Raw genomic sequence first — 24,593 nt, 5'->3', positions numbered from 1 at the left:
GTCACCCTTTCTGTGTTGGCTGCATTTATTAAATTTCATACCCTGCTTTTATTACATCGAACCATGGAATGTCCGGTTAATAACATCCAGCTGCTGCTCACGAGTCAGCTTGATGAAGTTAACGGCATAACCGGATACGCGAATCGTCAGCTGCGGGTAATTCTCAGGATGCTCCATCGCATCCATCAATTGCTCGCGATCAAATACGTTAACGTTCAAGTGATGCGCGTCGCTGCCGAAATATCCGTCCATCATGGCGACCAGATTGTTCTTGCGGATTTCTTCTTCCTTACCCAGTGCTTTCGGCACGATGGAGAATGTATTCGAAATACCGTCCAGACTGTGCTCGTAAGGCAATTTGGCAACAGAGCTCAGGGATGCAAGAGCACCCTTCTTGTCGCGGCCGTGCATAGGGTTAGCCCCTGGTGCGAATGGCTCGCCCGCTTTACGTCCGTCTGGCGTTGTACCTGTCTTCTTACCATACACTACGTTAGAGGTAATCGTCAAAACAGATTGTGTCGGCAGCGCATTACGATATGTCTTATGCTTGCGAATCATACCCATAAAGCTTTCTACGAGTTCAACAGCAATTTGGTCAACCCGATCGTCGTTGTTGCCGTAGCATGGGAAGTCGCCTTCGATTTCAAAATCTACCGCAATGCCATTCTCGTCGCGGATCGGTTTAACTTTGGCATATTTGATGGCACTGAGAGAGTCTGCCGCTACGGATAGACCGGCGATGCCGCAAGCCATCGTACGGAGAATGTCCCGGTCATGCAAGGCCATTTCAATCCGCTCGTAGCAATATTTATCGTGCATGTAGTGAATAACGTTCAATGTATTTACATACAGCTTGGCAAGCCACTCCATCATCGGTTTGAAGCGTTTCATCACTTCATCGTAATCGAGATATTCGGAAGCGATGACCGGATATTCAGGAGCAACCTGAGCACCGGATTTCTCGTCCTTGCCGCCGTTGATCGCGTACAGGAGCGCTTTGGCCAAGTTCGCACGGGCACCGAAGAATTGCATTTGCTTCCCGATTTCCATCGCGGATACGCAGCAGGCGATTCCGTAGTCATCCCCGTAGATCGGACGCATCAGATCATCATTCTCATATTGGATCGAGCTTGTCTCGATGGATACTTTCGCACAATATTTCTTGAAGTCCTCTGGCAATTGCTCAGACCAGAGCACCGTCAGGTTAGGCTCAGGCGCAGGCCCCAGGTTATAAAGGGTATGCAGGAAGCGGAAGCTGTTCTTCGTTACGCGAGTAGTGCCTTGTACAGACATCCCGCCGATCGATTCGGTTACCCAAGTAGGGTCTCCACTGAACAGATCATTGTATTCCGGCGTACGAAGGAATTTTACAATGCGCAGCTTCATGACAAAATGGTCGACAAGCTCTTGAGCTTCTACTTCTGTAATCGTTCCTTCAGCAAGATCACGCTCGATGTAGGCGTCGAGGAAGGAAGATACGCGTCCAAGAGACATTGCCGCGCCGTCCTGCTCCTTAACCGCAGCGAGGTATGCAAAATAGAGCCATTGGAATGCTTCCTTCGCTGTCGTAGCAGGTCTGGAAATATCGAAGCCATGCATCTCGCCTAATTGCTTCAATTCTCCGAGTGCGCGGATTTGCTCAGACAGTTCTTCGCGCAGACGGATAACGTCTTCGTCGATCACATCGACTTCAAGACTTTTCAGTTCATTTTGTTTTTGCTTAATCAGGTAGTCTACCCCATAAAGGGCTACGCGGCGATAGTCGCCAATGATCCGGCCCCGTCCGTAAGCATCGGGAAGACCTGTAATGATCCCGGCTTTACGAGCCGCTCTCATCTCTGAAGTATATGCATCGAAAACGCCTTGGTTGTGCGTCTTGCGAATCGTTGTAAACATGTCAATAATGCTCTCTGGCAAATCAAATCCATAAGCTTTACAGGAATTGAACACCATGTTAATACCGCCGAATGGATGGATCGTACGTTGGAAAGGCGCGCTGCCTTGCACACCGACGATTTGTTCTTTGTCCTTATCCAAGTAGCCCGGAGCATGAGATACGATCGAGGATGGCGTGTTTACGTCAACATCGAGTACTCCACCGGCTTCCCGCTCTTTCTTGGTCAGGTCGGACACGATGTCCCACAGGGCAACCGTGTTATCCGTAGGGCCTGCCAGGAAAGATTCGTTACCGAGATAAGGTGCAATGTTGTTGTCGATAAAATCGCGTACATTGACTTCCTTCATCCATTTACCTTTTTTAAAGCCTCTCCAAGCGGACTGTACTTCTTTTACTTCTCTTTCAATCACCGACATCTTTATTCCCTCCATTTATATAGTGTATGCGGGGTTGAAGGTTTACATCCCGCACCTCGGATCCCTAAAATTTGTGATAATTTTCACAACTCTGACACTGATAAGTCAACTGTATATTTAGCCGAATCCACTAAACTCATCAACGTTATGAGGGATCTTTATACTGTTATGATATAACAGATTGGACAAAAGGATTGTGACAAATATCACATTTCGAGTGATATTTGTCACTATTTATTGAACACATTATTTTTTTATTTCTAAAATTCAAAGAGTCTGAATTCTGGTCTCGAATCTACTCCTCAAAGCGGCCGTAGAACGCGTCACGGTACACTTCTGCAAGCTCCGTAACCAGCGGCAGCTTCGGATTCGCCGTCGTACATTGGTCTTCGAATGCACGGTCAGCCAAGTAATCCACGCGCGATTCGAAATCCTTCGCATCGAAGCCGAGTTCTTGGAAGCTTTCAGGGATGCCAAGCTTCTTGTTCAGCTCGCGGATCGCTTTGATCAAGCTCTTCACGCCTTCTTCTGTCGTACGCGCAGGCAGTCCCAGGATGCGGGCGATTTCCGCATAGCGCTCGTCTGCTACGAAGTTCGTATATTTAGGCCATGCTGCGAATTTCGTAGGCTTCTTCGCATTGTAGCGAATAACGTGCGGCATTAGAATCGCGTTAGTGCGACCATGCGCGGTATGGTATTGACCGCCCCATTTATGCGCCAAGCTGTGGTTAATGCCCAGGAATGCATTCGCGAAGGCCATACCTGCCAGCGTCGAAGCGTTATGCATTTTTTCACGAGCCAGTTTGTCGCCAGTTAACGCCGATTGCTCAAGGTACTGGAATACGAGTTGAATCGCTTTGATCGCAAGTCCATCCGTATAGTCGTTAGCCAAAACCGATACGTATGCCTCGATCGCATGCGTCAGAACGTCCATGCCTGTATCTGCGACAGCCACTTTAGGCAAGCTGTATACAAACTCAGGGTCGATGATCGCTACATCTGGAGTCAGCTCGTAATCCGCCAAAGGATATTTCGTGTTGCCGTTGATTTTATCTGTAATAACTGTGAACGGAGTAACTTCCGAACCTGTACCCGAAGTGGTAGGGATCGCCACGAATTTCGCCTTTTGGCCGAGACGCGGATATTTGTAAGTCCGTTTGCGGATATCCATGAATTTTTGTTTCAAGTTGTGGAACTCGGTATCCGGATATTCGTAGAACAGCCACATTCCTTTCGCAGCGTCCATTGGCGAACCGCCGCCAAGTGCGATAATACAGTCTGGCTGGAATTTAGCCATCAATTCAGTTCCGCGTTCCACCGTCGTTGTCGATGGATCCGGCTCAACATCCGAGAACACTTCGATCGCAACCGGAGTTTGGCGCTGACGCAAATAGTGCTCTACTCTTTCCACATATCCGAGTTTAACCATCATTGGGTCGGTTACAATCAATACGCGGCTAATGTCCTGCATTTTAGCAAGATATTGCGTCGAATTTTTCTCGAAGTAGATTTTGCTTGGTACTTTGAACCACTGCATATTCACGGTACGACGATTCACCCTTTTCACGTTGATCAAATTGACAGCCGTTACGTTCGACGAAGTCGAGTTGCGTCCGTAAGATCCGCAGCCCAGTGTAAGCGATGGCAGGTTCGTATTATAGATGTCACCGATACCGCCCTGCGAAGATGGCTGATTCACCAGGATCCGGCAGGTTGGCAGGCGATCCGAGAATTTTTGAATAATTTCTTCATTATTGGAATGGATGACCGACGAGTGCCCCATGCCTCCAAATTGTACGATTTCCAGTGCACGGTCGATGCCTTGTTCTGCGGTTTTCACTTTGTAGCAGGCCAGAACAGGACTCAATTTTTCAGCGGATAACGGGAATTTCGGGCCTACGCCTTCGATTTCGGCCACCAGAATTTTCGTTCCGGCAGGTACGTCGATCCCGCACAGCTCAGCAATCTTTGTTGCAGGCTGACCTACGATCGTAGGGTTCACCGCGCATTTATCAGCGATGATCGCGCCAGCTGTCAATTTAGCAGCTTCCTCTTTATTGACGAAGTAGCAGCCGTTCGCAATCATTTTCTTCTTCACTTGATCGAAGATCGGTTCTTCGATGATGACCGCTTGCTCGGAAGCACAGATCATGCCGTTGTCAAATGTCTTGGATAAAATAAGGTCGTTGACGGCTTGATCCAGGTCGGCACTTTTCTCAATGAAGCAAGGTACGTTACCAGGGCCAACGCCAAGTGCCGGTTTACCGCAGCTATATGCCGCTTTAACCATTGCAGAGCCGCCTGTAGCCAGAATACAAGCCACGTCAGGGTGATTCATCAATGCGTTCGTCCGATCCATGGATGGGTCTTCGATCCATTGAATGCAATCCGCCGGTGCCCCGTGCTTGATCGCTGCCTCCAGCAGAATCTTCGCTGCTTCTGTACTACAACGCTGTGCGGAAGGATGGAAGCCGAAGATGATCGGGTTGCGAGTCTTGATGGCGATCATTGCTTTAAAGATCGTTGTGGATGTCGGGTTTGTTACCGGTGTAATCCCCATAATAATTCCGACCGGTTCAGCGATTTTCTGGAAGCTGTCATAAGGATTATCCTCAATGACGCCAACCGTCTTGTCGTACTTGATGCTGTTGTGGATGTACTCGGTCGCGAACATGTTTTTAATAATTTTGTCTTCATATACTCCGCGTCCAGTTTCCTCCACAGCCATCTTCGCCAAGTACATGTGTTTGTCCAGACCTGCAAGAGCCATCGCTTGTACGACCTTATCGATTTGCTCTTGATCCATTCCCATGAAAGCTTCTGTCGCCTTCTTCGCTTTGTCGATCAGGGATTGGATGTAATCCTCTGCAGTAGGCTGCTGTTTCGGGGTCACATTGTTCTTTACGGCCATTTCTCTCATCCTCCTAAGTTCATGTGGATCAACCATTCTAGTCTCTCTAAGGTAGTGTTGTGAATATTTTCACTTTCTGGTTCATCCATTGGAAGCTTTTGCTTCTCTTTTGTTACCTCGATCATAGCATATCATTTTTGATTTGTATAGTGAATTTTTTCACATACTTTAAAGAAATGAAAACTTTCATGTTAATTGATGTGTTTCATCTATGTTTTCAACAATAACTGCATTTTCGTTCAACCGGAATCATTTTTTGTTTATCGGCTTCTATTGCTCTAGCCCTGAACTGGTACGAGATATCTTTCATAGGTTGACCTGTTCTGCAATGAGTTTTTTGGCGTTTGGATAGTGAAAATAGTCACAATGTTAGAATTTAGACACTTTTCGGCCTTTGGAAGCCGCCCCAAAGCCGCAAGTTCATTATATAATTAATTTAACTTAAAATTTTCAGAAAAATTTGGAGTATGAGGGGGATTTTAAAATGACTGAATTCGCAACTGCAGCCCCGCCTCGTGGGAATACGAGCTGTTTTACGGAACAAAACTTCAATCGACTTCTCGTAACTATGAAAGACAAGACGTATCCTGAAGGAACGCATTTGTTCTGGGAAGGGGACTTCTCCGATAAACTGTTCTTCGTCAAGCGAGGGCGTATTAAATTAACTAAATCCACGGACGAAGGTAAAGAACTTATTCTATACATGTATGGACGCGGAGATATGGTCGGCCAAGCTGATCCCTTCTTCAGCTCGAAGCACAGCTTTACCGCCGAGGTCATTGAAGACAGTGAAATCGGCATTATTGAACAAAAGGATCTCGAAATCATGATCTGCCAGCATTGTGATTTTGCCATTGACTTCATGAAATGGATGGGCATCCACCACCGCCTGACGCAGACTAAATTCCGCGACTTGATGATGTACGGCAAGCCGGGGGCGCTTTGCTCGACCCTGATTCGCCTAAGCAATACTTATGGCGAGAAGCACGGCGACAATATTCTTATTAACAAAAAGATTACGCACACGGATCTCTCCAATATGATCGGCGCTACCCGCGAAAGCGTCAACCGGATGCTTAGTGATTTGCGCAAGAAAGACGCGCTGGAATATGTGAACGGCATGATTCTCATTAAAGATCTTGTCATGCTGCAGGACATTTGTCACTGTGAACTGTGCCCAAACGAAATATGCCGCATTTGATTGCAGGCGGACGCAAAAAAGCAACCTCATCTCATTCCGGGAGGAGGTTGCTTTTTATTTTGAAGATATTTTTTAATTTTCGATTGTACCAAACAAGCTTTGAATCGTTTGAATCGCAGGGAGACGGTGGAACATTTGCATTCCTAAAGGTCTGCACCGTCTCATATCTGCTGCTTATTTTTATCAGCATCGTATAAATTTCCTTCATCATTGCTCCCCGGCGGATCTTCCTGCTCCCGATATTCCGTAGGCGTTACCCCGGTATAGCGCTGGAACACCTTAGAAAAATATCGCCGATCACTATATCCGACTAAGGTTCCCACTTCGGTAACGCTGCGGGAAGTCAGGCGCAGCATCGTTTTGGCAAGCTCCATGCGCTGCTTCCGCAAATACTCAACAAATGTCTCCCCGTAATGATTCTTAAACAAATGGCTGAAGTAGCTTGAGCTTATATTCAAATGATTCGCAATATCGTCGACCCCAATATCCGTACTCAAATTGCGCTGAATATATTCCCCTGCCGAAATCATCAGCAGCTCGCTAGACTTCTTATTGATTTCGAGTTCCTTAATATGGCTTTCCAGCTTTGTGATCACGTTGAGCAGATCCTTCACGTTATGACTGTGCTGCAGATGCTGCCACATCATCCCCTCTTCGCGGGAATTCATGAAATCAAGCTCACGCATTTCGCGCAGCAGATGGATAATGCCATATTGCAGAAATTTCTCGATACCAAGTGCCGAGTGTTCCGATATGTGAGGCAAATTGGCCTTCAGTCTTTCCAGACCCTGCTCGACCTTTGATTTGTCGTACATTTTAAGACCGGAGGTAATTTCCTCTACCAGCTGCCATTCCGATACCGATGCGGCATCGCGGGCTAGATCCTCCTCGGTAAAAGGAAGCAACTGCTCATGACCCGCATACAGCATCAAACCGCGCTGCAGCTTCATATAGGTCTGGGATAAAGCCCGAATCTCAATCGGCCCCTGATCCCAGGACAAGCTGACCGTTAGCTTGATGTGCTCCCTGACCGCATGCTGAATTTGCCGAGCCCATTCATGCATCTGTTCCGAAGTAACGGCATAGCGTGCACGCTCAAACTGAAGCAGTACACACCATTCCCCTTGCCGCATTTGAACGACGACATATTGAAGCTCTTGACCCGGAATCGCTTCCTGCAGCACATTTCGCACCGCGAAATTCCACAGCTTGCGCTCCTGCTCCGTCCAGGACACGGTACGCTGTGCGTAACCATCTAAATCCACAAGAATCAGCGCGTAGCGAAGCTCATCCCCCCGCTCATCTTCGGCGGCCAAATACCGCGGCACATCTGCCGTAAAGCCCATCAGCACGTCGAACATCATTTTCTCGTGTGCGAGCCCGACCATCCTTTTCATCTGCCGCTCCGCGAAACGCTTCTCCGACCGGCGAGATCGAACCTCATCTGCGAGCTTGCTAATCGCAGCTTCCAGCTCCGCATAATTAATCGGCTTCAGAATATAATCCTTGACGCCATGCTGCAAGGCAAGCCGGGCATATTCGAACTCCTGGTACCCGGTTAGCATGATAACCTCCGTACCATAGCCCAGCCTTCGAATTTCCTGCAGAAATTCCAGTCCATCCATCAACGGCATCCGAATATCGCACAAAATGATATCCGGCTCGAATTCCACCACCAGCTCAAGCCCCTTCACACCGTTTCGAGCCGTTCCGACGAGCTCGATCTGAAGCTCGTTCCAAGGAATTGCATTTTTCAAATGATTGAGTATAAGGGGCTCGTCATCAATGAGCAGCGCTTTGATATCCACAGAGCATTACCCCATTTCGTTGTCACCGTTATACCTGTTAATCTACCCTTTTACGCCTCCGGCCGTCAAACCTTCAATGATTTTTTCCTGTAGAATCGCGTAGATGACCATAACCGGAACGACGCTGTAGACGATCCCTGCGGACATTTGCGCATAGTTGATACTAAAGGCATCCCGGAAGCCGACCATCCCTACCGGCAGCGTTTTAAGCGAATCCTCGGACAAGAAGTAATTGGCGAGCAAGAACTCATTCCAGTTGCCCAGGAAATTAACGATAAAAACGGTAACGAGAGCCGGTACGGTAAGCGGCATAACGATTCTGGCAAAAATGCCAGGTGATCTTAACCCGTCCACAACGGCTGCCTCCTCGATTTCGCTAGGCAACGATTTCATGAAGGCGGTCAAAATCACGACCGAGAATGGAATAGAGTTGGCCGCATACGGAATTAACAATGCCCAGTGCGTATCCAGCAAATTGGTTGTGCGCATCAGATTGTACACGGGCAGCAGCAGCGCGTTACCCGGGATGAGTATGCCAAGAATAATAATTTGATACAGAAACGGGCTAACCTTCGTGAACCGCATCCGCGTAATGGCAAAGGACGCCATGGATGCCATAATGATGGTGGCTACCGCTGCGATAACCGCGATATACAAGCTGTTCAGGAAATAAGTGCTGATTTTTGCATTTACCCAGGCTTCTACGTAGTTAGACCATTGGAACTCACTTGGAAATCCGAACGGATTTTTCGCAATCGCCAGGTTGTCGGTCTTCACCGACGAGAACAGCACGAATAAAAAAGGATACAAAATGACTAGCAAATAGATCATTAACAGGATATGAGCCAAGCTGCCCTTGAGTTTTTTTGTCATCAGTATTCGATCCTTTCCGTTCTTCTCGCTACAAGGACTTGATAAAGTGCAGTAATGATAAGCGTGAAAATAAATATCAGCACCGCGATGCTGTTCCCATATCCATATTTAAAGCTGGTGATAGAGTGCTTCAGCATATAAGTAGCCATTACCTCGGTTGAGCCTGCCGGCCCGCCTTTGGTCATGACGATGATAATGTCCGCCGCCTTCATAGCTCCGGCGATCGATAGCATGATGACGACCGACACAATTGGCATAATTAGCGGCATCGTAATGCGCATGGCTCGCTGGAAGCCGGTAGCTCCGTCGATCATCGCCGCCTCGTCCAGCTCCTTCGGAATCGAAATGATCGCGGCCAATACCATGACGATATAGAATCCCGTCCACTGCCAGGCATTCGTGATCAAGATGGAGATCATGGCCCAGTTGCGATCCGAAAGCCAATAAATCTTATCGATGCCAAACAGTCCAAGCACATTGTTGAACAGACCGATATCCGGCTCGTAGATAAAGCCCCACAAAATACCGATGACCGCCGTCGACATGACGGAAGGCATAAATACGGCAGTTTTGTACAATCCCTTCAGCTTCTTAACGTTAGCGATTAAGAGAGAAAACAAAATGATTAGAGGTACTTGAATAAAAACAGAAAATAGAATAAAGAATCCATTATTTCTGACCGACACCCAGAACGCGCTTTGGCTCATCGCCTTCGTGTAATTCGCGAGTCCGGTAAAATTGTAAGATTTGGCGATTCCATTCCAATCCGTAAAGCTGTAAAATGCTGCATTGATGACAGGATAAATGAAAAATAAACCGATACCGATAAAAGTCGGTATTAAAAATAACGTATACATCAGCGGGTTTCTCATCGCCTTGTTCATATATACCCTCCAGGTTCTGACTTAGTTGCATTCGGCTATGTTGTGAAAAAGAGCACCACCTGATTAGCCCGGGGTGCTCCACATGTCAATTCAAGTGATTATTCACCGGCTGCATTTGCTTCATCTTGCACTTTTTGCAGAGCATCCAGCATGTCTTTAGGACTTTGTACGCCTTCAATTACACGGTGGATTCCGCCGCTAAGCTCGGTATTGACTTCAGCCTGAACCAACGCATCGAATGCTGGCCATTTGTACTCTAATTCATTCATGCGCAGAATGATTTCCTTGATCAGATCATTAGCTGCGTTGGCTTGCAAATCTTCCTCGCTCAAAATCATGGAAGGAAGCAAACCGTCTTCTTTCAAGCTTTGCAATTGAATTTCATCGCTGAAGAAGGTTGAGATAAAGGCTTTGATCGCTTCCAATTTCTGCGGATCTTCCGCCGCCTTCGCGGAGAACGCATAACCATTGTTCGAGTCGACCATCGAGCTGAAGCCATCTCCTTCATTCAGTGGAGGCATCACGAAGAATCCGAATTTGCTCTTGCCATCAGCATCTAGAGCATCGTTGAACACCGAGGATGCCCATGAACCGTCGTACATCATGACAGCCTCATCTGTTAACAGCTGGTTGCGCTGGCTGTTGTAGTCGATACCCAGCTCACCTTTTTTGAAATATCCCTTTTGCACCCACTCTTGGTGCTTGCTCACGGCTTCGACCATTTTCGGATCATTCCATTTCGATTCCCCGGTCTTGAATCCGGCCGTGAAATCTGCTCCCGCATAGTACGACCAGAGGTTATTCGTGGTCATAAGAGGCACCCATGCATCTTTGGAGCCTTGGGCAAATGGAACCTTGCCGTCTGCCTTCACCGTTTCAGCAAGCGCTTCCAGCTCAGCTAGAGTTTTTGGAACTTCCAGCCCTTTAGCCGCAAAGTATTCTTTGTTGTAGAAGTATCCTTCGATCGATCCGCCCTTCGGCAGGCCATAAATTTTCCCATCGTATGTCCAAGGGTCAAGGTTGATGAATCGCTCTTTCAAATTCAATTCATCCAGAATAGGGCCGATGTCGAGCACTAATCCTTCTTTAGCGTAAACGCCGATATCCGGGCTGCCGAAGGCATCGAAAATATCCGGAGGATTACCTGCGGCCATTTCACTTCTCAGCTTGTCTTTCCGGTTAACCTCACTGTCTACACCGTCCAGCTTCATTGTTAATCCAGGAACCTGCTCCTCAGTCTTTTTCTTTACGGCTTCCAAGCGAGCTAGGCGATTTTTGTTCGGTTCGCCAATTTCAATATGGCGCATTTTCAGTTCGAAGGACTCCACTTTAGCGCCCTCCGGCTTATTTCCGCCATTTGCACCTGTGTTGCTCGCTCCGCCTCCGTTGTCGCTTTTTCCGCAGCCCGCCAATAAAGCACTCGCTACGAAAATAAGACTTACCATCATGATCAGACTTTTTCTCACTGTTTGACCTCCCTAGAAAAATAAGTAGTATTGCTTTGCACCTTCATTATAAAATAAGGCTTCCAAGCTGTAAGGATGACAAATCCACTATTAGAGGAGATATTTCTATGGACTTCGTCGTGATCGCAGTTTAGGGCAGATCAAGCCAAGCAAAAAGCGCCCTACAGCCGAATTTGGCCGATAGGACGCTCAGATTTTAATACAATACAACACCATTATTTCGATTTTGAAATACCGTTGTTCTTTCGCACAGGGGAGATGAACCAGTAGGCCATACCTACAAATACTATGCCGCCCACCATATTTCCCAACGTTACAGGAATCATATTATGCAGCCACCCAGCGATCGAAATGGTTTCCGGATGGTTCGGCAGCAGGACAGACAGACTCAGCAGTGTCATATTGGCGACGCTATGCTCGTAACCGCTGGCAATAAAGGCAAAGAGACACCACCAGATCAGCACCAGCTTGGAAATATCATCCTTGGCCCGGTTCGCCATCCAAAGCGCCAGGCAGACCAGCCAATTGCACAATATGCCGCGAAAAAACAGCTCTGACATCGGGGCCGCCATCTTCTTCGCGGAAGCAGCGAAGATTAAATGCTCCGGCCCGGCTGCCTTGAACAAGCCGGAGCCGACGATGAGCAGGCTTAATGCTACGGCGCCCGCTAAATTGCCCAGGAATACGATCACCCAATTCTTCAGCGTCTCGCCCGGTGTCGTCCGTTTGGCCAGCGTACTGATCGTAAAGAACATATTGTTGCCCGTGAATAATTCCGAGCCTGCAAATACGACGAGGGTGAGCGCAATCCCAAAGGATGCGCCCATCACCAGTGATTGGATAGGGGATTCCGCCTTGGCCAGCGGAGCTCCAAGACTAAATATCAGTATGATGCCCAATCCTACGTAGGCACCAGCCAATAGGGCAGATACGATGTATCGGGGCAGACTCTCCCGCATCGCATCTCTTTTTTTTACTGCCGCTTCAATAATGGCCTCTAAATTTTGTGTATACATAACAGCCCTCTCCCCTCTGCTCCCGTCTTGCTTCTGAATCAAATAGACTCTATGTGCCGAGCCATACGTTGCCGTCTTCTATTTTGACCGAATAGGTTTTCACTTGCCCGGTATCCGGAGCTTGAACCTGCCCCGTAGTAAGATCGATCTTCCAGTCGTACAGCGGATCGTATAAATAATGTCCCGATACGATTCCCTCGGCAAGCGGCCCGCCCTTCGGATGTGGACTCCGGTTTTCCAGGGCATATAACCTGTCTTCGGAATCGCGGAAGACGGCGATTTGCTCGCCGTTCCATTCCACGACCCTTCCGATTTGTTTCATGAATAAATCCAGTGTACCTACATGTAATAATGTTTTCTGCTCCGCACCCATATCCATTCTCCCTTCCGGCTGTTAGCCCTTCATTTCCACGCTGTGGAACATTTTATTCCGGCTGCTGTCGTCGTTCAGCATTTTGCTCCATGGCTCCTCTGCCTGCTGCAGAGCAAATTCAACGCGTTCCATCAGTGCCCGGCGGTTTTCCAGATCGTCGACGATCACGGCCTTGATTTGCTCTAAACCGATCCGCTCGACCCACTCCGAGGTTCTTTCCAAATAATTTCCGGTTTCCCGGTAATACTGAATGACCGCGCCGCACACCTCGATTAATTCTTCATCGGTTTTCACCTTGCACAGCGAATCCGCCAGACGGGCTTTGATACCGCCGTTGCCGCCGATGAAGATTTCCCAGCCTCCGTCGTTGCCCACGATCCCGATATCCTTTGTGCAGGCCTCCGCGCAGTTCCGCGGACATCCGTTGACAGCCATTTTAAATTTCGCCGGGTAATCGATCCGCTCGAACTTGCGTTCCAGCAAGGCTCCCATGCTCATCGAATCCTGGGTGCCAAAGCGGCAGAATTGCGAGCCTACGCATGTCTTGACAGTACGCAGCGACTTGGCGTACGCATAGCCGGACGGCATATCCAGCTCTTCCCACACCTTCGGCAGATCCTCCTTCTTCACGCCGATCAAATCCAGGCGCTGGCCTCCGGTCACTTTAACTACTTTTACGTCATATTTCAAGGAAACATCGGCGATTTTCTTCAAATCCTCCGGCGTCGTTACGCCCCCGTACATCCGCGGCACGACTGTATACGTTCCATCCTTCTGAATGTTGGCATTCATCCGCTCATTGACAAAGCGCGATTCCTTCTCATCCTCATGGGTATCCGGATAGATCATGCCAAGGTAATAATTGAGCGCAGGTCGGCACTTCGAGCAGCCTTCGGGATGGCTCCAGCCGAGAACATGCATGACCTCTTTGGTCGTCTGCAGCCCTTTGGCTTTGATTTCGGCTACGATTTCATCGCGATCCAACGTCGTACAGCCGCAGATGCCTTGTTTGGCCGCAGTCTTAAACCCGTCTCCCAGCACATACTGCAGAATTTGTTCCACTACCGGCTTGCAGCCTCCGCACGAACGGGTGGCGCCGGTACAGGCTTTGATCTCGTCCACGGTCGTCAATCCCTGATTTGTTACCGCATCAACGATATTCCCTTTCGTTACCCCATTACAGCCGCACACAATCTCCTCATCGGACATCGTTTCGATCGAGGTTGTTTTCTTCGCCCCACCGCCGCAGCAGCCCGAGCCCATCAACGCATTGTAGAGCTCGTCGGTCATGACTGTTTTTTGCTTGATATATTTTTGCAATTCGGCAGAATCGGAAATATCCCCATACAGCACGGCTCCGACCATTACGTTGTCTTTAAGCAATATTTTCTTATACGTGCGCTTCCAATCGTCTTTGTTCGCAATGACTGTATGCTCAGGCCCATCGATGAATTCCCCGGTGGAGAATACATCCACGCCCGAAATTTTCAATTTTGTGGATACGACGGAGCCCTCATAAGGAGCCGTTTCTACGCCGCAGATATGTTTGGCAAGCACCATGCCCTGTTCAAAGAGCGGAGCCACGAGCCCATAGCATATGCCGCGATGCTCATTGCACTCGCCCACCGAATAGACATTCTCCATCGAGGTTTGCATGTAGTCGTTGACAACGATGCCGCGATTCACTGCAATACCGCTGTTCTTCGCTACCTCAACGTTCGGCTTGATGCCTACGGCCATAACGACAAACTGCGCTTCCAGCACGGTATCATCGGCAAAGCGAAGACCGCTCACTCTGTCATCCCCAAGCAGTTCGACCGTCTGTGCTTGCATTTTGAACTTAATGCCTTGGCGCTCCAGCTCAGCGCGCAGCATGAGCGCAGCCTGGTGATCCAGCTGCCGTTCCATCAAATCCTCCATCAAGTGAACAACCGTAACGTCCATGCCGAGCTGAACCAGCCCTTTAGCTGCTTCTAATCCGAGCAGCCCGCCGCCGATGACTGCAGCCTTTTTATAGGTTTTCGCAGCCTCAAGCATCTGGTTGCAGTCGGCGATATCGCGGAAGCCGATAACTCCTTGTTTATCGCTGCCGGGGATCGGGAGGATGAACGAGTTGGATCCTGTAGCGATAATGACCTTGTCGTAAGGTACCCGCATTCCCTGTTCGGTTACTACTTCTTTGCTCAATTCGTCGATTTTGGCTACTTTAGTTTCTGTATGCAGCGTAATGCCGTGATCGGCATACCACTGCCAATCATTAAGCACAATATCATCGATCGTCTTGCTTCCTTCCAGTACATAGGAAAGCATGATTCGATTGTAGTTTGGATGCGGCTCGCTGCCGAATACCGTAATTTCGTATTGTGTCGTCAGCTTCAAAATTTGTTCAACTGTACTGATTCCCGCCATTCCGTTTCCGATGACAACCAGTTTAGGTTTATTATTATTCATGTTAAGGAATGCCTCCTTCTTAACTAGAGCTTTCGTTTTTCCAAGTTATGCTGTAATTATATAATTAAAATTTTAATTACATTGTGATTTGATTCACATTAATTGTGAATAAAATCACAACACTTGACACACTTTTCTTTCATTTCATGCTTGCAAAATACATTTCGCGAAGATCACCGACACAAGCCGCTTTAGCAGTGTCTTCGCGAAATGAGGACTCCGACGTTGAATTATTACATTCTAACTAGCTCCAGCTGCACATTATCATGCGGATTTAAACGCATTTCCAAACCGTTCTCCATAAGCTCTTTATTGTTCACCTTTAAAATCCATTTCTCATGCAGACCCGGTTGATGACCGTTTACGGTAATAATCTGCTTATTGTTCAAATTAAATTTGACGATTCCGCTCATTCTCAGCAAATCCCTTACCGTGATGTTATCTTCAAAACGTTTCACGTAATAAAGGCGTTCCCCGCCGTTCGCCCAGCCGTTGTTCACCGTTAAAATCAGCGCTCCTTGTTCCGTCAAATCCGCTTCGCTGTTCACCGTCTTGACATAGACAAGGATTACATCGCCTTTCCTCAGCTTCTTACTCCACTCCTGGGGCTTCAAGTCCTGCTTGTTCAATTTCACGCCCCATTCCAAAGTGGAGTCCAGCGATACGTCTCCAACGGATAATATCCCTTTGCCTTCATTCGTGAGCTGGATCGACTGGCTGCTCTCCAGCGCCTGCCGTACGGTTAGTCCCTCCATATAGTCGAAACGAAGGCTGTTGGTTACGTCCGGGATCAATGTGCTTCCGTCGATTTTTAAAGTAAGATCATCTTTCTCGTCCTGCTCATCCACCTGAATCGGCGGCTCTTCCATAGGCTGAGGCTGAGCTGCACAGGCTGTGCCAAGCAGAGCGGTAATTGCGATCATTATAAGAATTAAACCGGGTTTGAAGTTCATGACTGCACCTGCTTTCCGAATATGCCGAATGAAGTTTTCCCTCTCTAGCATAACGGACTCGATGGCAGTTCTCAAACTTAAAATAGGAGCAAATCATACCGTAATACATATACTGGAATAAAAAACGATCCTCGATGTTATTTCGAGCTAACGAGGTGCTGTGCCGCCCTGAACTATGGCTGCTTTGCTCGCATTTTTCAGAAGTTCGGAAAGCTTCTCGCGCATATATCCACCCTCCATATCATGATTTGTTCTCCTTCATTCCAGGATACAATCATCGTAATAGAGCGGACCTCCCCTACTTTGTGATTCCAGTCACATGGAATATCTAATTTTTGTGAATTACTCAATCGGTGTGTAAACGAAAAAAAGGCTCCCTATCCAGGGCAGCCCTCATCATGAACAATAAGTTATAACTTCGTTTGTCACTACTTCAGCACATCGTGGTCAACATAACGTTCACCGTTCAGCTCGCTGATTAATTCTATAGCTACTTTAGCACCATCGCCAGCCGTAATGATCGTATGGACGCTAACCCCGGCAGCTGTGCCCGCTGCCCAAATCCGCGGCTTGCTCGTTCTGCCGGCACCGTCCGTCTGGATCACGGTTTTGATCCGAGGCTCCGTGCCGTCCTTCAGCTCTAGCCCGATCGAGCTTGCCAGTTCCGTCAGAACGCCTGTTGCCAGAATAATATGGGATGCTTCAAAGCTGCGGCCTGATTCCGTCTTTACGGTCACTTTCGAACCGCCATTGGTATCAATGGCCAATACTTTCTCTTCGATGAATTTGGCCCCGAACTTCTCTGCCTGTTCACGTCCAATTTGAAGTAAATCCGGACCGGATATTCCTTTAGCTCCATAATGATTCTCAATCCAGGCCCGTTTCGTCATGCTCGTATTGCTGTCAAGAACAAGGGTCTCCTTCCCTGCCTTTGCCAGGAACAAAGCTGCGCTGGCTCCCGCTGGCCCTGCTCCGATCACAATGACCTCAGCCACAAGTACACCCACTTTCATTATTATTCGTGCCGATCCGTCACAGGTAACGGCACGAAGCCTAATCGATCCACTTCTCGGCCCAGCATTGAACCTCGCCCATGACCGGTCCCAACGCAAGTCCTTTTTCCGTCAGCTCGTACTCAATCCGCACGGGAGTCTCCGGATATACATGCCGTACCAGTATGCCTTCGTTCTCCAAATCCTTCATGCGTTCGGACAGCATTTTATCGCTCATCGAAGGAATTAAATTAGAAATGTCCTTGAACCGTTTCGGTCCGTTCATCAACGAATGGATGATCAGTCCGTTCCAGCGTTTGCCCAAAATCGAGAAAGCCGACTCGAACCGGGGACACAACGTATGATGCGCATCTTCCATTGCTCTTCACCTCTCTACCCGAGTGGACTTGAAAAGCCCAAAACTTACGTTTAGTTAGTATATATCAACCTTAACATATTTTTTTGACCGTGAACACTGGGATAATATTCGATTCTACTGCAAAAAGAGCTCGGAATGAATCCGCTTTAAGTTCCAATTCTACTCGATCTTTGCTATTTTATGCAAGCCCTTTAAAAAAAGCGGCTACCGATGCGGTAGCCGCTATTTCTATTATACTGTTTCCTTAACCAATTATACCCACCACATGTCAGCGGCCGAATCCTCGATAATGATGCCCTGCAGATTGCGCACCGCCTTTGTGAATCCTTCCTCTACGGACATCAATCCATCCTCGTGCTCAATGCTGACGACGTAATCGTAGCCAACGAGGCGAAGAGCGCTGACAATGTCGCTCCACGTCTTGAGGTCATGCCCGTATCCAACCGTCCTGAACTGCCACGCCCGATCCATCATCGCCGTGTATGGCTGCATGTCCGTTATCCCGTGCATATGGACGTTCACCGGATCCACGGATGTATCCTTTGCATGGAAATGGTGAATAGCTCCCGCCCGGCCAAGGATGGAAATGGCCTGAACCGGATCGATGCCCTGCCACCACATATGGCTCGGATCCAGGTTGGCTCCAATCACTTCGCCCGCTGCTTCACGCAGGCGAAGCAAAGTGGCTGGCGTATGAACGGAGAATCCGCCATGCAGCTCCAAGCCAATTTTTACATTGCGGTCAGCGGCATATTTTCCCCACTCCGTCCAGTAGGGTATCACTTTATTGTCCCACTGCCAGGTCAGGATTTCCTGGTAGTCGTTCGGCCAAGGAGCTACCGGCCAGTTCGGATACTTCGCGTCCTCGTGGTCGCCCGGGCAGCCGGAGAACGTGTTTACGACCGGAACCTCCAGCCGCTCCGCCAGCTGCACCGACTTGACGAATGCGTCATGAAATTCCTTGGCTACCGCTTTTTGCGGATGCAGCGGATTCCCATGGCAGCTCAAGGCGCTGATCATCAATCCTCGCGATTCCACCGCTTTCTTGAAGCGCTCCAAGGCTGCCTTGTCTTCAAGCAGTTCATCGGGGTTGCAGTGGGAATTGCCTGGATTCCCGCCCGTACCAATTTCCACGGCCTTTAGTCCCTGCGCCGCCGCCATGTCTAATGCCTCTTCTAATGGACGTCCGCCAAACAAAACGAGAAATACACCTAGTTTCATGGATGATCCTCCTTAATTCTTCTTAAAATTAGTCAAAATATACGGTTTTTCCGGTTCTTGCCGAGGTGTAGATCGCCTCCAGAATCTCAGTGACCACAAGCGCTTGCTCAGGTTTAACCAAAGGCTCCTTATCCTCGAGGATCGCCTCTACCCAAGCTCTCGCCTCGCGAATCGCGTCGGACTCTTCCTCACCGTCAAAGAAAGCGACGCCGCCCGAGCCGAAGTCGACCTTCGTCTCATAAAGCCTGCTCAGCTTCTCGCCGTTGAGGCGCAGACCGTCCTTCATGTCCGCTCCGCCCTCCGTACCGCACAGCAGCGTTTTTGCTTCACCGGTCTCGACGACATTCAGCGCCCAGCTGGATTCCAGCATGATCGTGGCACCGTTCTTCATCGTAATGAAGCCAAATGCCGAGTCTTCTACCTTAAATTCTTCCGGATTCCATGGCCCAAACGCGTTCGCTGCATTTTCGCGGCTGCCTAGCTTGTGAAATACCGATCCCGTCACGCTTTTTGGCTCATAGTTGTCCATCAGCCACAGCGTCAAATCGAGCGCGTGCGTACCGATGTCAATCAACGGGCCCCCGCCTTGCTTCTCCTCATCGAGGAACACACCCCAGGTTGGGACGGCACGACGGCGGATCGCCAGTGCCTTCCCCAGATAAATATCGCCAAGCTCACCGTTCTCGCATAGCTGCTTCAAATATAAACTGTCGCTGCGGAATCGGTTCTGGTAAGCGATGCTCAGCTTCTTCCCTGTACGTTTTGCTGCATCCAGCATTTGGCGCGCCTGTTCCGCCGTTTTGGCCATCGGCTTTTCACACATGACGTGCTTGCCTGATTCCAGCGAAGCGATCGTAATCTCGGCATGAGAATCATTCGGCGTACATACATGAACGACGTCCACTTCTTCTTTCAGCAGCTCGCGGAAATCGGTGAATACTTTAGCGCCTTCCACGCCGTATTCAGCAGCGGCTTTTTGAGCACGCTCTTCTATAATATCGCAAAAAGCGACCATTTGAACCTCTGGCTGCTTAGCCAGGCTTGGCAAATGCTTGCCACTAGCAATTCCCCCGCAACCGACAATAGCTACTTTTAACGTTTTAGACATTTAATTTTCCTCCTTCTCGGATATAGCCGTTGATCCATTCCATACTTGCCGCAATGCTATCCAGCGAATCCCCGGCGCAATAATCCTGCTCCACGATAATCCATTCGGCTTTATCCTGCACCGCCGCGTCTGCGATAGCCTTGAGATCAATGATCCCGCGGCCCAGCTCGACCGTTTCCGCCGACCCGTCCGCTTTCTTGATCATATCCTTCAAATGCAGCAATGGAATTCTTCCGCTGTATTTAGATATGTACTCTAGCGGATCAAAGCCTGCATAGGATACCCAGCATGAATCAAGTTCAACCTGAATCAGCTCTGGAGCGACGCGCTCGTAAATCGCATCAAGAACCGGCTTCCCGTCCAGCGTCTCCGTCAGTTCAAATTCATGATTGTGATAGCAAAGAACGAGTCCCGCCGCAGCGCAGCGCTGGCCGATCGCTTTCAAATCCTCAATCACCTCAGGCCAGCGGTCACGCTCATCCTCCGCCAGATACGGAAAAACAAGATAGCGGCTGCCGATCGCCTTGTTAAAGGCAATCTCTTCTTCCAAAGCGTTACGAAGACGGTCATACGGCGTATGAGCCCCTATAACAGACAGCCCCGTTTCCTTCAAAATTTCGGCTACTTGCCCAGGCGTACGCCCATAATAGCCGGCAAATTCAACGCCCTTGTAGCCAAGCTCCGCCACCTTGCGCAATGTGCCTTCAAAGTCCTTTTCCAAATGATCCCTAACCGTATACAACTGCAGTCCTAACTGTGTCACATTATCACCTCATATGATTATTGGATTGGATAACCGCAAATAACCGTTAACTACAGCAGCCTCATTGACCTATACAAGTACAGCCTTGCCTAACGAACTGTAAGCCGATTCCAAATGGAGCGCCGAGGAGCTTTCCAGATGAATATGCTTTCCTTCATTAGAAGACGTGAGAAAAGCATGCATCGCTTCGAGCACATGATAAGCCAGTTTGCCGCTGGCCCGATGCTCCCGCTTCTCCAGAATGGCCTTGGCCATGTCCTCGATTCCTTTGCCTCTTTCATTGGCAGCTCCGGCGAATGCAGGCGGAACAATGCCCCAGTCTTCAGAGTCGTACCTGCGAAGCTTCACATCGCCGTCAAAGCAGTTCGGATCAGGAACGAGCAAGGAACCTTCCGTCCCGTAAATTTCGATGCGAGGCAGCGTGCTGCCCCCAGGAATATCGAAGCTCGTTACCAAGGTGCCAATCGCTCCACCCGCGAAATCCAGCGTGCCGCTATAGTGCGTCGGCGTATGCACGGGAATGCGCGTGCCTGCTCGCGGGCCGGACTTCACAATACGCTCTGGAACCAAGCTTGCCGCAGAACTGCTGATGCGAACGATCGGCCCGAGCAAATTGACCAGAGCCGTCAAGTAGTAAGGCCCCATGTCGAACATCGGCCCGCCGCCTTCCGCATAGAAGAATTCCGGGTTCGGATGCCACCCCTCCGGCCCTGCGCCCATCAGGAACGCCGTTGCCGCCACTGGCCGGCCGATCCATCCTTCCTCAATCGCCTTCCGGCTGGTCTCCATTCCTGCTCCGAGGAACGTGTCAGGCGCACAGCCTACTCGCAACTGCTTGGCTTCCGCCAATTCAAGCGTACGCTTGGCATCTTCGAGTGAAATCGACAATGGCTTTTCCGCGTAAACATGCTTGCCATGCTCTAAAGCAGCGATATTAATCGCCGCATGGGAAGCAGGGATCGTCAAGTTAAGGATGATATCAATGTCTGGGGACTGCAGCATCTCTTCCACGGTATACACCCGTTCAATCCGATGCTCCTTGGCCCGTTCCTCCGCCTTCTCCGGCAGCATATCGGCAAGCGCTGTCACTTTAACGATGGTGCTGTCCTGCAAATAATTCAAATAGGCTGGGCTGATATTACCACATCCGATGATTCCAATTCTCATGCCTGTCATTATCGAGGTACCCCCAGAAGCGTTTATTGTTGTTTTGCGATCAGTCTATTAACATAGTAATTAATTCAGCTTCATTTTAAAATGAATAATATGATTGAGACATGAACAATCTGCTTATTATTTTTAACAAAGCAATGGAGGACAACGTATGACACTTCATAATGACTTGCAAATACTGACAGCAGGCTACTCGCTTCACCGCAAGCCGTTCCATATGTCCAATGATGACGGGTTAGGCCATTATTTAATCCGCCTCCAGACGGCAGGGCGGTGCCGGGGGCGCATTAACGGCCGGTTAGAGCTGCTTGAGCCGGGCGATCTGCTGCTCTTCGCTCCCGAAGAGCCTTATGAGCTAAAAATTGAAGCGGAACAAAATCAATCCGGCGAATATACGGTGGACAGCGCGGATTATCATATCTTTCTGTCCGGCTGTTGGGTGGAGCGATGGTGGGAGCAGACAGCGCGGCCGCAAAAGTTCAAAGTCACGCTGTCCGAGGGTCTGGTCGGCGCCTTTCGGCAGATCATGCTGGAGCAGCGCAGAATTTCCAATCTTTCTCCGGAAATCGCCGCATATTATCTCAAAATTTTGTGCCTGGATATCGATCGCAATCTTCAGGAGCATCAGGCTCCGTCACACCAAACCTATCTTGCCCACCGCATCAAAAATTATATTGAAGAGAACGCCTCGTCCCCTTTCAAGCTGGAGGACGTTGCTTCCCATGTCGGCATTAGCGTATCCCGGGCGGTATTCCTGTTTAAGCAGGCATTCGGCACGAGCATCATTCAGTATACGCTGGAAATTCGCATCAATATGGCCCGCGAACGAATCATCTTCAGTCATTTATCCCTGGAGCATGTCGCGGAAAGCTCGGGCTTTCCGAATTATAACTATTTTCACCGCGTCTTTCGCAAACGCTACGGCATGTCGCCCAAGGAGTTTCGCCAGAGCGCCCGCAGCAATGGATAGTGCAAAAAAACGCCGCCTTGTCATTAGACAAAGCGGCGTTTCGCCTGTTATATCGGAGAATTCTCCTACTTCAATGCTTGTTCGACTTGACGCTTCCTGGCCTGATTCTTCTTCATATAGGTTCCAAGCGCTACAATTATAATGATGCAAATGATTTCGAAGCCGTATTTAACCCAGCCGCTTGCAAACCACTCTTGAATCAGCGGCTCCTGAACAAGCATTTTGGCTGCTGTCCATGCCAGCACGGCAGCCCCGATCGTAATTACGAACGGGAATCGATCCGTAAGCTTCAGAATCATCGTGCTTCCCCATACCATGATCGGTATGGAAATCGCAAGCCCGATCACAACCAGCACGAAATCACCATGCGCTGCGCCAGCAACGGCAAGCACGTTGTCCAGCCCCATCATCGTATCGGCGATAATGATCGTACGGATCGCCGCCCACATCTGGCTGCCCGCATCGATTTCATGATCCTTCTCATCCACTAGCAATTTGTATGCAATGTACAGCAGCACCAGTCCTCCAGCAAGGCGAAGTCCCGAAATCGTGAGCAATTTCAAGACAAGCAAGGTCATAATGACGCGAACGATGATCGCGCCGACCGTTCCCCAGAGGATTACTTTCTTCTGATCCGCCTTTTTTACGTTGCGTGCCGCAAGCCCGATCACGATAGCATTATCGCCGGCAAGCACAAGGTCAATCAGCACGATCGACATGAGTGCGGCCCAAAAATCCAACGAAGTTAAGTCCATTTTTCTCCCCCTTCTCTTTCTAGCGGATGAACTTGTCCCAACAAAAAACGCCGTGCCGGTATCGGGCACGACGCTTACGCATCAAAAAGACCTTTACCCAATACACGTGTGGGCAAAGGTCTCGCCAACAACAAAAAATGTTGTCAATAAAGCCGGGGAAATGATCCCGTAATGACGACTTTACTGTTACAGCTACTCCCCTTTGGGAACCATACATCTTTAATGTGAACATTATAGCATGGTCTTATAGCTAGCGCTATACCATATGAAAAAATATGAACCATTGCGAATGTTCCTAGTGAATCGCTTCTTTGGTATGATACAGAAAGAAAGAGAGGGCCTGCCTATGAAAAAATGGTCTGTCGTAATACTGTATGCCGCCCTATTTTTACTGACTTATATATATCGTCATGAGCTAACGGCATGGAGTCAGGGAACTCCGCCAGTCTGGCTGCTGTTCACGCTCTCAACGCTGCTCGCTCTTTTTCCCGTTATGCCTTATAAAATCGTGGTGGCCGCGGCCGGTTATGTTATGGGTACCCTGGGCGGGGGTACGATTATCTTATTTGGCTCTACGCTGGCAGGAGCGATCGTTTATGGTGGAGCTGCTATATTTCGAGAGTCAGCGACAAACTGGCTGGCCCGATTTAATAAACTGGAGCAGCTGACGACATTTTCCGCCAGCAGGCCCTTCCGGACGATTGCCATATGCCGCTTGATCCCGATCATCCCCCAGACAGCAGTCAATATTTATGCCGGTGCAACAGGAATGTCCTTCGTGCACTTCATTCTTGGTTCCCTTGTCGGCAAGCTGCCAGCCGTCTATGTTTATGCTTATGTGGGTTCAACGCTGGAAGAGCAGCCTCTAACCGCAACAATCATCGCCGTGGCTTATTTCGTCCTCCTCATCTTGCTGTTATGGGTTTGGGGATTCCGGCAAAAAAAGATATAATAAAATTTAAAATGAAACGGAGGAGTTAATG

At 49.1% G+C, this 24,593-nt stretch carries 20 protein-coding genes; 3 read left to right on the top strand and 17 right to left on the bottom strand.

Annotated elements, in window-relative coordinates; genetic code table 11:
- Positions 1–51: 51 nt before the first annotated feature.
- Positions 52–2,313, bottom strand: a complete 2,262-nt coding sequence (gene pflB, locus ACE3MQ_RS08720) for a formate C-acetyltransferase (RefSeq protein WP_379392216.1) — start codon at positions 2,311–2,313, stop codon at positions 52–54.
- Positions 2,314–2,608: 295 nt separating this feature from the next.
- On the bottom strand, positions 2,609–5,224 hold the full coding sequence (adhE, locus tag ACE3MQ_RS08715) for a bifunctional acetaldehyde-CoA/alcohol dehydrogenase (RefSeq protein WP_379392215.1): 2,616 nt from the start codon (positions 5,222–5,224) through the stop codon (positions 2,609–2,611).
- 484 nt (positions 5,225–5,708) lie between these two features.
- Between adhE and ACE3MQ_RS08710 the strand changes: the two genes are divergently transcribed.
- The gene (locus ACE3MQ_RS08710) at positions 5,709–6,425 is read left to right on the top strand and encodes a Crp/Fnr family transcriptional regulator (protein ID WP_379392214.1); all 717 of its coding nucleotides are present in this window, start codon (positions 5,709–5,711) and stop codon (positions 6,423–6,425) included.
- Positions 6,426–6,586: 161 nt separating this feature from the next.
- Here ACE3MQ_RS08710 and ACE3MQ_RS08705 read toward each other — a convergent pair whose 3' ends face one another.
- The 14 genes from ACE3MQ_RS08705 to ACE3MQ_RS08640 all read right to left on the bottom strand — a co-directional run bounded on the left by ACE3MQ_RS08705 (position 6,587) and on the right by ACE3MQ_RS08640 (position 21,888).
- Positions 6,587–8,233, bottom strand: a complete 1,647-nt coding sequence (locus ACE3MQ_RS08705) for a response regulator (protein ID WP_379392213.1) — start codon at positions 8,231–8,233, stop codon at positions 6,587–6,589.
- A gap of 42 nt (positions 8,234–8,275) precedes the next feature.
- On the bottom strand, positions 8,276–9,106 hold the full coding sequence (locus tag ACE3MQ_RS08700) for a carbohydrate ABC transporter permease (protein WP_379392212.1): 831 nt from the start codon (positions 9,104–9,106) through the stop codon (positions 8,276–8,278).
- Positions 9,106–9,990, bottom strand: coding sequence for a carbohydrate ABC transporter permease (locus tag ACE3MQ_RS08695; RefSeq protein WP_379392211.1), 885 nt, complete (start codon positions 9,988–9,990; stop codon positions 9,106–9,108). Before ACE3MQ_RS08695 ends, ACE3MQ_RS08700 begins: the two co-directional genes overlap by 1 nt.
- Positions 9,991–10,088: 98 nt before the next feature.
- Entirely contained in the window at positions 10,089–11,456 is a 1,368-nt protein-coding gene (locus ACE3MQ_RS08690; protein ID WP_379392210.1) for an ABC transporter substrate-binding protein, read from the bottom strand.
- Positions 11,457–11,671: 215 nt separating this feature from the next.
- Positions 11,672–12,472 carry a formate/nitrite transporter family protein gene (locus ACE3MQ_RS08685; protein ID WP_379392209.1) on the bottom strand — a complete coding sequence of 267 codons (801 nt, stop codon included), beginning with the start codon at positions 12,470–12,472 and terminating at the stop codon, positions 11,672–11,674.
- 49 nt (positions 12,473–12,521) lie between these two features.
- Positions 12,522–12,845, bottom strand: coding sequence for a nitrite reductase small subunit NirD (gene nirD / locus ACE3MQ_RS08680; protein WP_379392208.1), 324 nt, complete (start codon positions 12,843–12,845; stop codon positions 12,522–12,524).
- 21 nt (positions 12,846–12,866) lie between these two features.
- Complete coding sequence (nirB, locus tag ACE3MQ_RS08675) at positions 12,867–15,296, bottom strand: nitrite reductase large subunit NirB (protein ID WP_379392207.1); 2,430 nt, start codon at positions 15,294–15,296, stop codon at positions 12,867–12,869.
- Between the two features lie 233 nt (positions 15,297–15,529).
- Positions 15,530–16,249, bottom strand: coding sequence for a hypothetical protein (locus ACE3MQ_RS08670; RefSeq protein WP_379392206.1), 720 nt, complete (start codon positions 16,247–16,249; stop codon positions 15,530–15,532).
- Positions 16,250–16,677: 428 nt separating this feature from the next.
- Positions 16,678–17,244, bottom strand: coding sequence for an FAD-dependent oxidoreductase (locus tag ACE3MQ_RS08665; RefSeq protein ID WP_379392205.1), 567 nt, complete (start codon positions 17,242–17,244; stop codon positions 16,678–16,680).
- Between the two features lie 58 nt (positions 17,245–17,302).
- Positions 17,303–17,620, bottom strand: a complete 318-nt coding sequence (locus tag ACE3MQ_RS08660) for a winged helix-turn-helix transcriptional regulator (protein ID WP_379392204.1) — start codon at positions 17,618–17,620, stop codon at positions 17,303–17,305.
- A 252-nt stretch (positions 17,621–17,872) separates the two neighbouring features.
- Positions 17,873–18,841, bottom strand: coding sequence for a sugar phosphate isomerase/epimerase family protein (locus ACE3MQ_RS08655; RefSeq protein WP_379392203.1), 969 nt, complete (start codon positions 18,839–18,841; stop codon positions 17,873–17,875).
- 28 nt (positions 18,842–18,869) lie between these two features.
- The gene (locus ACE3MQ_RS08650) at positions 18,870–19,949 is read right to left on the bottom strand and encodes a Gfo/Idh/MocA family protein (protein ID WP_379392202.1); all 1,080 of its coding nucleotides are present in this window, start codon (positions 19,947–19,949) and stop codon (positions 18,870–18,872) included.
- The gene (locus tag ACE3MQ_RS08645) at positions 19,942–20,712 is read right to left on the bottom strand and encodes a sugar phosphate isomerase/epimerase family protein (RefSeq protein ID WP_379392201.1); all 771 of its coding nucleotides are present in this window, start codon (positions 20,710–20,712) and stop codon (positions 19,942–19,944) included. The genes ACE3MQ_RS08650 and ACE3MQ_RS08645 overlap by 8 nt, the downstream gene beginning before the upstream one ends.
- Positions 20,713–20,781: 69 nt before the next feature.
- The gene (locus ACE3MQ_RS08640) at positions 20,782–21,888 is read right to left on the bottom strand and encodes a Gfo/Idh/MocA family protein (protein ID WP_379392200.1); all 1,107 of its coding nucleotides are present in this window, start codon (positions 21,886–21,888) and stop codon (positions 20,782–20,784) included.
- A 148-nt stretch (positions 21,889–22,036) separates the two neighbouring features.
- On the opposite strand from ACE3MQ_RS08640, the gene ACE3MQ_RS08635 reads away from it, so the two are divergent.
- Positions 22,037–22,855 carry an AraC family transcriptional regulator gene (locus tag ACE3MQ_RS08635; protein ID WP_379392199.1) on the top strand — a complete coding sequence of 273 codons (819 nt, stop codon included), beginning with the start codon at positions 22,037–22,039 and terminating at the stop codon, positions 22,853–22,855.
- 65 nt (positions 22,856–22,920) lie between these two features.
- Here ACE3MQ_RS08635 and ACE3MQ_RS08630 read toward each other — a convergent pair whose 3' ends face one another.
- Entirely contained in the window at positions 22,921–23,610 is a 690-nt protein-coding gene (locus ACE3MQ_RS08630) for a TerC family protein (protein ID WP_379392198.1), read from the bottom strand.
- A gap of 346 nt (positions 23,611–23,956) precedes the next feature.
- Here ACE3MQ_RS08630 and ACE3MQ_RS08625 point away from each other — a divergent pair, with 346 nt between their 5' ends.
- Positions 23,957–24,562, top strand: a complete 606-nt coding sequence (locus ACE3MQ_RS08625; RefSeq protein WP_379392197.1) for a TVP38/TMEM64 family protein — start codon at positions 23,957–23,959, stop codon at positions 24,560–24,562.
- Positions 24,563–24,593 lie beyond the last annotated feature (31 nt).

This window comes from Paenibacillus lentus, assembly GCF_042714055.1.
GTDB lineage: Bacteria > Bacillota > Bacilli > Paenibacillales > Paenibacillaceae > Fontibacillus > Fontibacillus lentus_A.
The sequence above is the reverse complement of the archived record's forward strand: the minus strand, read 5'-3'. Positions and strand labels throughout refer to the sequence as shown.